18 protein-coding genes are annotated in these 12,636 nt (G+C 38.1%); all 18 read left to right on the top strand.

Translation table 11 applies throughout. The features are described 5' to 3' along the window. The first annotated feature begins 43 nt into the window (after positions 1-43). The 18 genes from degU (at position 44) to NSQ34_RS16090 (ending at position 12,621) form a co-directional block, all read left to right on the top strand. Positions 44-733, top strand: coding sequence for a two-component system response regulator DegU (degU, locus tag NSQ34_RS16175; protein WP_008348273.1), 690 nt, complete (start codon positions 44-46; stop codon positions 731-733). A 215-nt stretch (positions 734-948) separates the two neighbouring features. Next, positions 949-1,791, top strand: a complete 843-nt coding sequence (locus NSQ34_RS16170; RefSeq protein WP_024423625.1) for a DegV family protein — start codon at positions 949-951, stop codon at positions 1,789-1,791. Between the two features lie 120 nt (positions 1,792-1,911). Next, on the top strand, positions 1,912-3,309 hold the full coding sequence (locus NSQ34_RS16165; protein ID WP_342500965.1) for a DEAD/DEAH box helicase: 1,398 nt from the start codon (positions 1,912-1,914) through the stop codon (positions 3,307-3,309). Between the two features lie 48 nt (positions 3,310-3,357). After that, positions 3,358-3,651 (top strand): competence protein ComFB, encoded by a 294-nt coding sequence (locus NSQ34_RS16160; RefSeq protein ID WP_024423623.1) that lies wholly within the window; start codon positions 3,358-3,360, stop codon positions 3,649-3,651. A gap of 26 nt (positions 3,652-3,677) precedes the next feature. Beyond that, positions 3,678-4,334, top strand: coding sequence for a ComF family protein (locus NSQ34_RS16155; protein WP_251232415.1), 657 nt, complete (start codon positions 3,678-3,680; stop codon positions 4,332-4,334). A gap of 56 nt (positions 4,335-4,390) precedes the next feature. Beyond that, entirely contained in the window at positions 4,391-4,810 is a 420-nt protein-coding gene (locus NSQ34_RS16150; protein ID WP_176967174.1) for a TIGR03826 family flagellar region protein, read from the top strand. A 79-nt stretch (positions 4,811-4,889) separates the two neighbouring features. Beyond that, positions 4,890-5,153: a flagellar biosynthesis anti-sigma factor FlgM gene (flgM, locus tag NSQ34_RS16145; protein WP_024423620.1), complete on the top strand. Its 264-nt coding sequence runs from the start codon at positions 4,890-4,892 to the stop codon at positions 5,151-5,153. Between the two features lie 18 nt (positions 5,154-5,171). Next, on the top strand, positions 5,172-5,654 hold the full coding sequence (locus NSQ34_RS16140; RefSeq protein ID WP_024423619.1) for a flagellar protein FlgN: 483 nt from the start codon (positions 5,172-5,174) through the stop codon (positions 5,652-5,654). A 15-nt stretch (positions 5,655-5,669) separates the two neighbouring features. Then, positions 5,670-7,190 carry a flagellar hook-associated protein FlgK gene (gene flgK, locus NSQ34_RS16135; RefSeq protein ID WP_024423618.1) on the top strand — a complete coding sequence of 507 codons (1,521 nt, stop codon included), beginning with the start codon at positions 5,670-5,672 and terminating at the stop codon, positions 7,188-7,190. Between the two features lie 9 nt (positions 7,191-7,199). After that, complete coding sequence (gene flgL / locus NSQ34_RS16130; RefSeq protein WP_034281095.1) at positions 7,200-8,108, top strand: flagellar hook-associated protein FlgL; 909 nt, start codon at positions 7,200-7,202, stop codon at positions 8,106-8,108. A 46-nt stretch (positions 8,109-8,154) separates the two neighbouring features. Continuing rightward, on the top strand, positions 8,155-8,733 hold the full coding sequence (locus NSQ34_RS16125) for a DUF6470 family protein (protein WP_024426253.1): 579 nt from the start codon (positions 8,155-8,157) through the stop codon (positions 8,731-8,733). A gap of 28 nt (positions 8,734-8,761) precedes the next feature. Next, positions 8,762-9,196 (top strand): flagellar assembly protein FliW, encoded by a 435-nt coding sequence (gene fliW, locus NSQ34_RS16120; RefSeq protein WP_024423615.1) that lies wholly within the window; start codon positions 8,762-8,764, stop codon positions 9,194-9,196. Continuing rightward, on the top strand, positions 9,190-9,414 hold the full coding sequence (gene csrA / locus NSQ34_RS16115; RefSeq protein WP_008360181.1) for a carbon storage regulator CsrA: 225 nt from the start codon (positions 9,190-9,192) through the stop codon (positions 9,412-9,414). Before fliW ends, csrA begins: the two co-directional genes overlap by 7 nt. Positions 9,415-9,575: 161 nt before the next feature. Beyond that, positions 9,576-9,917 (top strand): flagellar protein FlaG, encoded by a 342-nt coding sequence (gene flaG, locus NSQ34_RS16110; RefSeq protein WP_034281093.1) that lies wholly within the window; start codon positions 9,576-9,578, stop codon positions 9,915-9,917. Between the two features lie 20 nt (positions 9,918-9,937). Continuing rightward, positions 9,938-11,467, top strand: a complete 1,530-nt coding sequence (locus NSQ34_RS16105) for a flagellar hook-associated protein 2 (protein WP_034281091.1) — start codon at positions 9,938-9,940, stop codon at positions 11,465-11,467. 17 nt (positions 11,468-11,484) lie between these two features. Next, positions 11,485-11,889, top strand: a complete 405-nt coding sequence (gene fliS / locus NSQ34_RS16100; protein ID WP_024423612.1) for a flagellar export chaperone FliS — start codon at positions 11,485-11,487, stop codon at positions 11,887-11,889. After that, complete coding sequence (gene fliT, locus NSQ34_RS16095) at positions 11,886-12,227, top strand: flagella biosynthesis regulatory protein FliT (protein WP_046313066.1); 342 nt, start codon at positions 11,886-11,888, stop codon at positions 12,225-12,227. Before fliS ends, fliT begins: the two co-directional genes overlap by 4 nt. 13 nt (positions 12,228-12,240) lie before the next feature. After that, a complete protein-coding gene (locus NSQ34_RS16090) occupies positions 12,241-12,621 on the top strand; it encodes a hypothetical protein (protein WP_041115576.1) in 381 nt (126 codons plus the stop codon). The last annotated feature ends 15 nt before the right edge of the window (positions 12,622-12,636 follow it).

Genomic DNA, 12,636 nt, shown 5'->3' with positions numbered 1-12,636 from the left:
TAAAGTTCAGGTGTAGAACAATAAACATGGGGAGGCGTAGCTTGTGACTAAAGTAAATATTGTAATTATTGATGACCACCAATTATTCCGTGAAGGTGTCAAACGGATTTTAGATTTTGAACCTACTTTTGAAGTAGTTGCAGAAGGAGACGACGGTGACGAAGCTGCACGTATCGTAGAACACTATCATCCGGATGTTGTCATTATGGACATTAATATGCCGAATGTAAATGGTGTTGAGGCTACAAAGCAGCTTGTTGAGCTTTATCCCGAATCAAAAGTCATTATTCTATCTATTCATGACGATGAAAACTATGTAACACATGCATTGAAAACAGGGGCGAGAGGCTACCTGTTAAAAGAAATGGATGCAGACACACTCATCGAAGCAGTGAAAGTTGTAGCTGACGGAGGCTCTTATTTACACCCGAAAGTCACTCATAACTTAGTAAATGAATTCCGACGCCTAGCGACTAGCGGCGTTTCAGCACATCCACAGCACGAGGTATATCCTGAAATTCGCAGACCACTTCATATCTTAACTAGACGTGAATGTGAAGTTCTTCAAATGTTAGCTGACGGAAAGAGCAACAGAGGAATCGGTGAATCGCTCTTTATTAGTGAGAAAACAGTCAAAAACCACGTGAGTAACATTTTGCAAAAAATGAATGTAAACGACCGTACACAAGCTGTTGTTGTAGCTATTAAAAATGGCTGGGTAGAAATGAGATAGTGTTCCGGACAAGTACTCCTTTTTCGCCTGTTTTTATTCTCTCACATTTTAGGTGAAGGGAAATGATATACAGGGTAAGGATTCTTTTTCGGATATAGAGGGCTTGCCTATTGATTAGGCAGGCTTTTTTGATTACTATTATAAATCTAATGAAAAAATGATCATTCTTTTAAAATAAAAAAGAGTAACTTAACGAATAAGGAAGGTATTTAAGAATGAAAATAGCCGTTGTAACAGACAGTACTGCTTATCTACCACAAGAGCTGCGTGATAAACATAATATTCATATGATCCCCCTTAACGTCATCTTCGGCAGTGAATCATACCGTGAAGAAATAGAAATGGACTGGAAGACATATTATGAAGAAATCAAAAAACACAAAGATCTTCCAACAACCTCTCAGCCTGCTTTCGGTGAATTAATAGCCTTATATGAAAAACTAAGTGAAACATACGACGCCGTGATTAGTATCCACCTTTCAAGTGGAATTAGTGGAACGTATAATAGTGCGGTCTCAGCGAATGATCTAGTTGACGGGATTGATATTTACCCGTTTGATACAGAAACAAGCTGTATGGCACAAGGTTTTTATGTGTTAGAAGCTGCTGAAAAAATCCAAGAAGGTGCTTCTTTAGAAGAAGTGTTAGCACATCTAAATTACCTGAAAGAAAGTCAGCGGGCGTATTTTATGGTAGACGATTTAACTCATTTGCAAAGAGGCGGCAGATTAAATGGTGCTCAGGCTTTTATTGGAAGCCTCTTAAAGGTAAAACCTATTTTGCATTTTGACAACAAGCTAATTGTTCCTTTTGAGAAGATTCGCACACGTAAAAAAGCCATTTCACGTATTTTTGAATTATTTGATGAAGATGCATCACGTGGTGTTCCGATGAGAGCAACACTGATACATGGTAATAGAGAAGAAGAAGCAGAAGAATTAATTGCGCACTTATCAGAAAAATATCCTCATGTTGAATTTTATAAAAGCTACTTTGGTGCCGTAATCGGCACCCATCTAGGTGAAGGCTCTTTAGCTCTTGGCTGGGTGATTAGATAATTCCTAAAAAACCTCTTTTCGTATGGAAAAGAGGTTTTGTTTTTTGATTTTAACTGTTGGACGAAAGGTCATGTCTTTGCGCATAATAGCCAAACATCAATTGAAAGGTGTTTGGTGAAGATGAATATGGACAAAGCAATGGAACTAATGGGGCAGCTGCATTCACGCCATCTGCTCACCGTTGAAACAAAGTGCCCGCAGTCCAATTTAGATTGGCTGGAGGAGAAGGGCTTAGTCAATCGGTCTCCAGCCATTGAGAGGAAAGCAAATGGTTTTACATGCTGCCGGTGCGGTGTATCACACAAGCGGTATTTCGCTCATTCTCCATGTGAAGTGTGTCAAAAGGATTGTGTGTACTGTAGATCATGCATCATGATGGGAAAAGCAGCAGAATGTGGGTTTCTTTATGAATGGACAGGTCCACAAATGGTAGAAACAGGTCGAGCCGAATTAACATGGCAGGGAGAGCTGTCTAAAGGACAAAAAAGAGCGTCAGAAAGAATGATTGAAGCTATTAAAAACAAATTTGATCTACTTGTTTGGGCGGTTTGCGGAGCAGGGAAAACGGAAGTGCTTTTTCACGGAATCGAATATGCATTAAATCAAGGAATGAGTGTCTGTATTGCGACACCTAGAACAGATGTTGTGCTTGAACTCGAACCGCGGCTTAGAAAAGCATTTCAAGGGGTGATAATTACCGTACTTTATGGAGGCAGTTCTCAAAGGTTTCAAATAGCACCGCTTGTGATCACCACAACCCACCAGCTGATGAGATACAAAAATGCTTTTGATGTGCTCATTGTAGATGAAGTCGATGCCTTCCCTTATTCAATGGATGAGCGACTCCAATTTGCTGTTCTAAAGGCGATGAGAAAGAACGGAGGGGTTAGGATTTATTTAAGTGCGACACCCTCTAAAAAAATGACGAGAGAGGTTTCTCGCGGAAAACTGGAAGCGATGAAAGTTCCTTTGCGTTTTCACGAGCACCCATTACCCGTACCGACCTTTCATTGGATCGGACATTGGAAAAAGAAATTAAAAAAGAACCAACTGCCCCCTAAAGTGATGAATTGGATGCAGAGACATATTGCAAATAAGAGAAGAATATTACTTTTTGTTCCTTCAATTGCTGTCATGAAGAAGGTAACGAAGATTCTTCGAGAACAATCCTTAAACGTGGAGGGAGTATCTGCCGATGATCCGGATAGGAAACAAAAGGTTCAGCACTTTAGAGATTACGTATACGATGTACTAGTTACAACCACTATTCTAGAAAGAGGCGTAACCATTCCAAATGTTCAAGTGGGGGTACTAGGTTCGGAATCTACTATTTTTACAGAGAGTGCACTTGTTCAGATTTCTGGACGGGTAGGCAGACATCTGGATTATTGTACAGGAGATGTTTTCCTTTTTCATTTTGGTTTAACGAGAAGTATGAAACAAGCAAAGAAGCATATCGCAAAAATGAATGATACGGCTGCAAAAGAGTTTTCTGAAAAACAGTGTGGGTTCAACTAAATCATGGTACATTATATTCACAATACACAAATGGCAGGAGAGACAAATATGCTACTCAATGCAAAAGAAATACTACTCAAGGAAATTCTCAATCAATATCTCAACCAATTAAACATGATTTGTCATTGTGAAAAGTGTATGGAAGATGTATTAGCGATTTCACTGAATCAAGTGAAACCACAATATATAACAGATATCGATAAAATATCTTACAGTAAATCTGAGATGGTGGATAAACAGAAGAATACTGCGATGCTGGTCATTCTGACAGAAGCAGCTTCCAAGGTTTCCGCATTTCCAAGGTGTGAAAATCGTCTGCTGCTGAACAAGGAAACCAATTGATTTGTCAAATTTGCGAGGGACATTTTGTGCCTGCTTTTACATGGAAATCATTCCTACTATTAAATGATGATCGTCTTTGTGTAGCATGTAAGAATCACTTAGTAAAGATTGAACGTCCTATTTGTCCAACATGCGGAAGGGCGCAGTCAAATGACCAATTATGCCAGGACTGTAAGAGTTGGAATGAACGCTCTGATTCTATTAAAGTCCTTGTAAAAAATAGGTCAGTTTATACTTACAGCGAGTTGATGAAAGATGTCCTTGCCCGCTTTAAATTTCGGGGTGATACGGCTTTAGCTGAGCTGTTTAAAAGAGATGTACAAGCAGCATTTAAACATTCCTTCTGCATAAAAGACCCATTGCTGATACCGATCCCTTTAAGTCATGAAAGACTAAAAGAAAGAGGATTTAATCAGTCCGTGATAATCGCTTCTTTGCTAGATAAGCCAATATTGCAGCCACTCGTGAAAATACATCAAAGTAAGCAGTCTAAAAAAAAGAAAAATGAACGCCTAGATCAAAAAGGATTGTTTCAAATCAAGCAAACAGATGCGGTTGTTCAAAGGGATATTATATTAGTTGATGATATCTATACAACGGGAGCAACCATCTATGATGCGGCAAGAATTTTGAAAGACGCAGGTGCTAAAAGTGTTTCTTCTTTTACGTTGATACGTAGTTAAAAATCATGATAATTAACCGATAATAAGAAAAGAAAATAACGTAAGGGGTTTTGGTTATGAATCAATTGGCAAACTGTCCACAATGTAATCAGCTATTTTTAAAAACCACCATCCAAACGGTTTGTAACAAATGCTTTGAAGAAGAAGAACGTTCTTTTGATATCGTATATAAATTCTTGAGAAAACAAAGTAATAGACAATCAACTATTGCTGAAATAGTAGAAGCAACAGACGTTGATGAAGAATTAATCTTGAAATTTATTCGTTTGAAAAGACTGCAAATTAGTCAATTTCCAAATATTAATTTTCCTTGTGAAAGATGTGGCAAAGCGATCAGGAAAAACAAGCTATGCAGCCAATGTGAACAGGATATTCATTCGCAAATCAGCCAAATGAACCAAGAAGAGGAGCGTAAAAGGGAGATTGAATCTAGGAAAAAAGACACCTATTATGCCATTAATCCTAAAAACGACTGATTCCCTAAACTAAGTTGCAGTTTGGTCGATAAAATGGATAGAATCAAGACAGACTGTAACGGAAAGCGAGAGGAATCCCGTGAAAATTAATCGATATGGAACACAACCAGTAAATCCTTACAAGAAAACATATGAGAAACAAACGTTGCAATCGAATCAAGCTAAATCAACTGATAAAGTCGAAATTTCTAAAAAGGCAATCGAAATGCAAAAGGTGCCGAATATTATGAGAGAACGTCAAGATAAAATTGACCAAATTAAAAAAAGCATTGAAGCCGGAACATATCAAGTAGATACAAAAGGCATTGCAGATAAAATGCTGAATTTTTATAAACAACAATAACAAAAGGGAGCAGCGTGAATGTCAGTTAAAATAATTATTGAAGAACTGCATCGTCTCTATGGATTGCATGAACAGCTTTTAAAGTTGTCTAAGGATAAAACAGAAATGCTGAAAAGCAATGAGATTGATGCTCTTTCAGAGGTCCTGAATTTAGAGCAAAAGTATATTCAGGCCATTTCTCAATTAGAAGAAAAACGAATTGAAGCGACCGTTCAATTTTTACAAAGTGATCAATCACCAACCATCACTGCATGTATCGAAAAGGCTGAAGGTACAGATCAAGAAGAGCTCATTTCATTATATGAGAAACTAAATGACATCATGGTGGAACTAAAAGATGTAAATGAACTGAACAAGCAGCTTATTCAGCAGTCACTTCAATTTATTTCACTGACATTCGATCTCGTTAACCCTAATAAAGAAAATATGAATTACGGACAAAATGGTCTTGAGAGTTCAAAGCCTAAACAGCAAAGGGCTTTGTTTGATTCGAAGGCGTAAACAAGGAGGATACCAATGGGTTCTACATTCATGGGACTAGAAACGGCAAAAAGAGGCATCACAGCCCAGCGTGCAGGGCTTTATGTCACATCAAACAACGTCTCCAATGCAAATACGGAGGGCTACTCAAGACAAAGAGTGACCTTTAAAGCAGAAAATCCTTATCCAGTCATTTCTGTTTATGACGGCAAAACGTATGGCCAAATGGGGACAGGTGTACAAGTTGGAACCGTTGAAAGAATTCGAGACAGCTTTTTAGATCTACAATACAGAGATCATAATAATAACTTATCTTACTACTCAACGAAGTCAGATGCCCTTTCACAGATGGAAGGGGTTATGAATGATTTGACGGATGAGGGCTTGAACAGAGCTTTTGATAATCTATGGAAATCATTACAGGTCTTATCGGAATCAAAAAATGCTGATACGGCTTCTGCACGTACAGTTGTTAAAACAAGTGCACAGGCTTTAGTTGACCAATTCCGTCTGCTCAATTCTTCTTTAACAACGATACAAAAGAATTTAAAAACGGAACTCGATTCAACAGCCAAAGATGTAAACACTCTTTTATCTCAAATAGATGAAGTGAACAAACAGATTGCAGCAGTTGAGCCAAATGGATATCTTCCAAATGATCTTTATGATACACGTGATACTTTGGTCGATCAATTATCCTCACTTGTTGATATTAAGGTCAGCTACAATCCACCTGGCGGTAATGCACTCAAAATTGCTGAAGGAACTGTCAACATCGACATTATCGGTGCAAATGGACAATCTGCTGGAAACATTTTGAATGGTATTACGAACGAAAAGTCTGAACTGCAAATCTCTTACGATAATACAACGGGACTTGTTAACTCACTTCAATTCGGAACAACAACAATTGCAGCGGATCAATTACAAGTGAACGGTAAAGTAAAAGCACTTGTTGAAGCTTATGGCTACATGTCAAACGGTGCTGAAAAAGGCATGTATCCAGATATGCTTGCAGAGCTGGATGAAGTAGCAAAAGTATTCATGGATACATTTAACGATGTACATAAGCAGGGGTACACGTTAAATGGTGCAAGTGGACAAGACTTTTTTGATATCGAAAATAACAATGAGTTGAATAAAGGTTTGGCAGCTCGTATTAAAGTGAGCGATGTCATTTTAGCATCAACAGATAATATTGCTGCATCTCTCAATCAAACACAAGGTGACGGTTCGAATGCTACGAAATTAGCTAATATACAAGACTTAAAGTTACCAATCGGCGGAAATACAACGACAATTCAGGATTATTACCAAAATGTGATTGCTGAGATGGGGGTACAAGGGAAAAAGAACATGACGCTTGAAAGCAGTTCAGCTGCTCTTGTCAATTCAGCTAATGAACGTAGAATGTCGACTAGCGCTGTCTCCATTGATGAAGAAATGACGAATATGATCCAATTTCAGCATGCATATAATGCGGCTGCGAGAATTATGACATTACAAGATGAAGTATTGGATAAGGTCATAAACGGCATGGGTGTCGTAGGAAGGTAGGGATAACGGATGCGAGTCACACAAGGGATGATTTCTCAAAACTCACTTCGAAATATTAGTAAAAGCTATGAAAAACTTTCTAAAATTAATGAGCAGGCACAAACAGGCAAACGTTTTACAAAAACGTCTGATGATCCTGTTGCAGCAGTAAAAAGCCTTCAATATAGTACTGCCTTGTTTCGAAATGAACAATATAAAAATAACTTAAATGAAGCACAAAACTGGATTGATACATCTGAAACAAGTGTCACGGAAATCATTGATATTATGTCAAATATACGAGATAAAGTGCTTGATGCGGCAAATGGAACAAAGCAGCCCGAAGATTTAGCAGCTATCGGAGTGGAAATTGGCCAGATGAAGAATCAAATCATTGATGCAATGAACACTCAAATGCTAGGTAAGTTCGTATTTAATGGGACAAATACAAATGTTAAACCAGTTGTTGAGAATGCAGACGGAACGTATACATTTAACTTCGAAAATTATACAGATGCGAATGCTGTTCAAGCGAATATTTCTGATGGTATCACTTTAAATGTAAACTCAAATCCAATCTCAGCGTTTGGCGGACAGGCTAACGGTCAAAATGTCATTGAAATGCTGACTGATTTAGAAAACTCATTGAAAAATGGAACGTTTGCGAATTCTGATGATGCATTAGGAAGTATCGATCAGTTTAAAGAAGTAATGAGTGCTGAGCGATCTGACCTAGGAGCGCGTTCGAATCGTGTTGACTTAGTAGGAAGTCGTTTGACTTCACAATTTCAAGTACTGAAAAATGCTAAATCAGATAATGAAGATGTTGAAAGTGAAAAGGCAATTCTTGATCTTCTTCAACAAGAGACGGTGAATAGAGCTGCTTTAGCGACAACAGCTAAAGTCATTCAGCCATCCCTTGTTGATTTCTTAAGATAATAAAAAGCATCCGATGGGTGCTTTTTTGCATCATGGAGGTGAACATATGCAAATCCCTAGATTGTTAATGCAGCAAACCTATGCAAAACTTCAAATGTCGACAACTCCTTCCAGGCAAGAAGTAGAGCAGCCACAAGCTGATCTTGAGATTCAGCAGCCACGAGCTGTCATGAATATCAAAAGGACACCATCGAAATTAACCATTGATCAAACCGAGGCGTTTGCCGATATGGACATCAAGTCAATTTTTAGACGTTCTGAGGAATGGGCAGCTGAGGGGAAGCGTGCTGTTGGAGAAGGAATGGGTCGAAGAGCGGAAGAAGGAAGTGAACTCATCAAGATCGAGAATGGTGGGAATGCGATTGCTGAGTTTGCCAAAATCAATGGCAGTCCCCCAGCAAAACAATTCACCATTGGTGTGATACCTTCATTCTTTAGTGTGAAAATTCACTATCAGCCTTCTGAGCTTCAAATTGATGTGGAGCCGCAAAAAGCTATCATAGAGGCCACACCTCATAAACCAATCGTTAACTACCAGCCAGGTAAGGTCAATATTGATATGTTACAATACCCAGAATTAAAAATAGAAGTTGACGAAACGGGCCAAAATGGTGATAAGGTATAGTTAAGAAAAACGAAAAAGGTCGTGAATTATGATCATTCAAACAAAATACCATGGTGAAGTGACAATCAAAGAGGAGCAAATCATTCACTTCTCTAACGGGATACCAGGATTTCTGGATCAAAAACAGTTTGTCATTTTGCCTTTATCAGAAGAGTCTCCATTTTTAGTTCTTCAATCATTAAATAACTCGGCATTAGGTTTTATCGTCAGCAGCCCGTTTTTATTCTTCAATCAATACGAATTTGATTTAGACGAAACGGTTGTAGACATTCTGGAAGTAGAAGATGCCAATGATGTGGAAGTAATGGTTATTTTAACAATGGAATCATCTATTGAAAAAACAACAGCCAATTTAAGAGCGCCTATTATTGTGAACCGGAAAAACATGAAAGCCAAGCAGGTGATTTTGCATGATTCAGCCTATCATACAAAACATTTGTTAGAGGTGGCATCCTCATGTTAGTGCTGTCTCGTAAATTAAACCAGTCGATTCAAATAGGCGATGATATTGAAGTCAAGATTATTTCAATCGAAGGCGATCAAGTGAAAGTAGGGATTGAGGCTCCTAAGCACATCGATATTCACAGAAAAGAAGTGTACCTGTCAATTCAAGAAGAGAACAATCGTGCTGCGAGTTTATCCTTAGATCTCCTCTCTCAATTATCCTCACAAAAAAAGTGAGGATTTTTTTATCGCATTCAGCTGTCCTTCTCCGTGTGAAAGCGTTTCGATACAGATGTTCATGATCTATAGGAAACTTTAACAAATCGGTCCATCTATATTTAATTTGCAAATTCAAAGCCGATATAAAAGATAGATTAAAGCACAGGAGATGAATAACTATGTCTGTTGGTAAGTTGACATCGCTAGAGCCAATTATCGATGCATTTCAAACCCGTGTTTCTAATAACCAGAATGACAATGTAAACTCTGACTCACAAGCAAATGGCAGGGCTGTTTCAAAAGAAGAAATTGAAAAAACGCTTCAAGGGGCAAACAAGCTGATTGAACCTACTCAATTTCATCTTCAATTTGAATTACATGAAAAACTCAACGAATATTATGTCAAAGTCGTAGATAACCAAACAGATGAAGTCATTAGAGAAATTCCTTCCAAGGAATGGCTTGATTTCTATGCAGCAATGACAGAAATTGTCGGTTTATTTGTAGATAAAAGAATGTAAATGAAGGGAGAACATAAATAATGGTCAATCGTATTACTGGATTTTCAAATGTGTTCGATATTGATGAAATCGTATCAAAGCTGATGAAAACGGAGCAAGCACCACTTGATACAATGACGCGTCAGAAACAAACGCTTGAATGGCAAAGAGACAGCTATCGCGAGGTTAACTCGAAAATTAAAGAATTAGATGATTTGATTAACAGTTTAAACTTAACGCGTCCAAGTACATATGGCGCCAAAAAGGTGACAAGCTCTAATGAATCTGCTGTCACAGCAACTGGATCAACAAATGCGACCTCTGGCTCTATTCATGTCACTCAGCTAGCGACAGCTTCCGTCTTCAAATCCTCTGGTACATCTGGATTTACACCAACAAACGGAACGTTTACGTTTGAAGTGACGACACCAGATTCGACAAAACCAAAAACGGTGACAATCAATACTTCTGATACCGATACAATTGATGACATCGTGAAAAAGCTGAACAGCGCGCAATTAGGTGTGACGGCTTACAAAGGCCAAATCTCTGATGGCACTAACTACGTGGATACCATCGCTCTTACTTCTCGAACAACGGGTGAAGGCGTCAGTATTAAAGCAGCTGATGGCAATTCGGCTTCATTTTTAACGCAATTAGGCTTCCAAGTAGATGGAGATAACAAATTAGTTGCGACCACTCAAGGACAGAAGGCGCAATACGAGATTAATGGTCTGAAAATGGAAAATAACAACAATACATTCACGCAGGCTGATATTACGTACGAGCTTAAAGCAACCACAGATAAGCCCGTCAGCTTAAACGTTTCAACAGATGTGGATGCAATATATGATAAAATTAAACAATTTGTTGATAAATATAATGAACTCGTTGAGCAGATTAATGGAAAAGTCAATGAAAAGAAAAACAGAGACTATCATCCATTAACGGCTGAAGAGAAAAAAGCGATGTCTGAAAAAGAAATAGAGCTATGGGAAACGACCGCGAAGTCTGGCTTGCTGAGAAGTGATTCCATTTTACGATCTGGTGCCTCTAAAATAAGAAGTGATTTGTATGCTAATATTACGACAAGTGATGCGAATAAAATCCAACTCACACAAATCGGTATTTCGACATCATCCAGCTATAAAGATGGTGGGAAGCTTGAATTTATTAAGGATAGTGATGGAGTAGAGAAATTAAAAAAAGCCATTGAAGAAGACCCGGAGAAGGTCAGACAAATGTTCATCTCGGGTAGTTTAAATGTGGATTCAAAGGATAAAGACAAAGCGCAGCAGCAATATCAAGAACAAGGAATCATCTATCGTATCAAAAATTCCTTATCAGACTTTTCGAAGAGCATTCAAAAAAAGGCTGGCAGCATAACAATGGAATCAAAGGAATACGGACTTGGTAAGGACCTTGATTCTTTGACAAAACGAATGAGTACATTCCAAGATCGTTTAAAAATGGTTGAAGCCCGTTACTACAAAAAGTTTAACGCCATGGATAGTGCAATTCAAAAGCTAAACAACCAATCTGGCTACCTTTCTCAACTGCTTGGACAATAATTGGAGGTTTATAACATATGGCAATACAGAACCCTTATGCCGCCTATCAGAAAAATTCTATTGAGACCGCAACACCTGCCGAGTTGACGCTTATGCTTTATGAAGGCTGCTTAAAGTTCATCAGAATAGCGAAGCATGCCATTCAAAAAGAGGATGCAGAAACGAGAAACTTGAACCTGAAAAAGGCTCAAAACATCATTCAAGAATTAAATGTCACCTTAAATCGTTCCTATGACGTATCAAAGAGTATGGCAAGTATGTATGATTACATTTATCGCAGACTGATAGAAGCCAATCTTCAAAATGACGAAGAGATATTGAATGAAGTAGAAGAGTACGTAACTGATTTTCGTGATGCGTGGAAGGAAGTCATTCAAACCGATCGAAAAGGCCGTCACCACTCTATCGGGGGCTCTCTATGAGTATTGTGGACCAGCTGCATGATCAAACATTAAAAATGGCAGCCGAAATAGCGGAAAATCCGCAAAGTGACACACTGGTTGAAGACTTTGATGCCTTTTTAATTGAGAGAGACGAATTAATGAGAGATATACAGCATGAATTGACGGATCAAGAAAAAGAGAAAATCCGCGAAATCATCCAAACAGATCAACAGATGGCGAAGCAATTAACGGTTATCCAAAATGGAATAAAGGCAGATATTCAAGCCATACAAAAAAAGAAAACAAAACAGCTGAATTATCAAAATCCATACCAGCCCATAACAAGTGACGGCGTATACTACGATAAACGGAAATAAATAGGTGAGACCTGTGGCGTATCGTTCAAATGACTATATTTTATTAACCACATATTATGAACTTCTATACACGATAGAAGAGAGTCTAAACTATTTAGATGAAATTGAGAAGGATTTTGACAAAACAGAAGGGGATCGGATCTTTAATGATCTGATCCATGCCTTCTTTCATTTAGACACAACACATCCTCTTCTGCTTTCAATTATTGAAAATGAACACTTTGCCAAAACGATTCGTTCGTTTGATCAAATATTTTTAAGTTTTGATGTACTAGCTTTCTATACATTCCCTTCAAATCACTTCCAATCATTCCTGAAAACATACTTTATACCTGAATATAGAAAGTGGATGGATGAAATACATGCCTGTATGAGGCCGTATGTCATTCATTAATTTTTGTCCAATTCA

The sequence above is a fragment of the Bacillus sp. FSL P2-0069 genome (assembly GCF_038593315.1).
Classification (GTDB): Bacteria; Bacillota; Bacilli; order Bacillales; family Bacillaceae; genus Bacillus; species Bacillus safensis.
The sequence above is the reverse complement of the archived record's forward strand: the minus strand, read 5'-3'. Positions and strand labels throughout refer to the sequence as shown.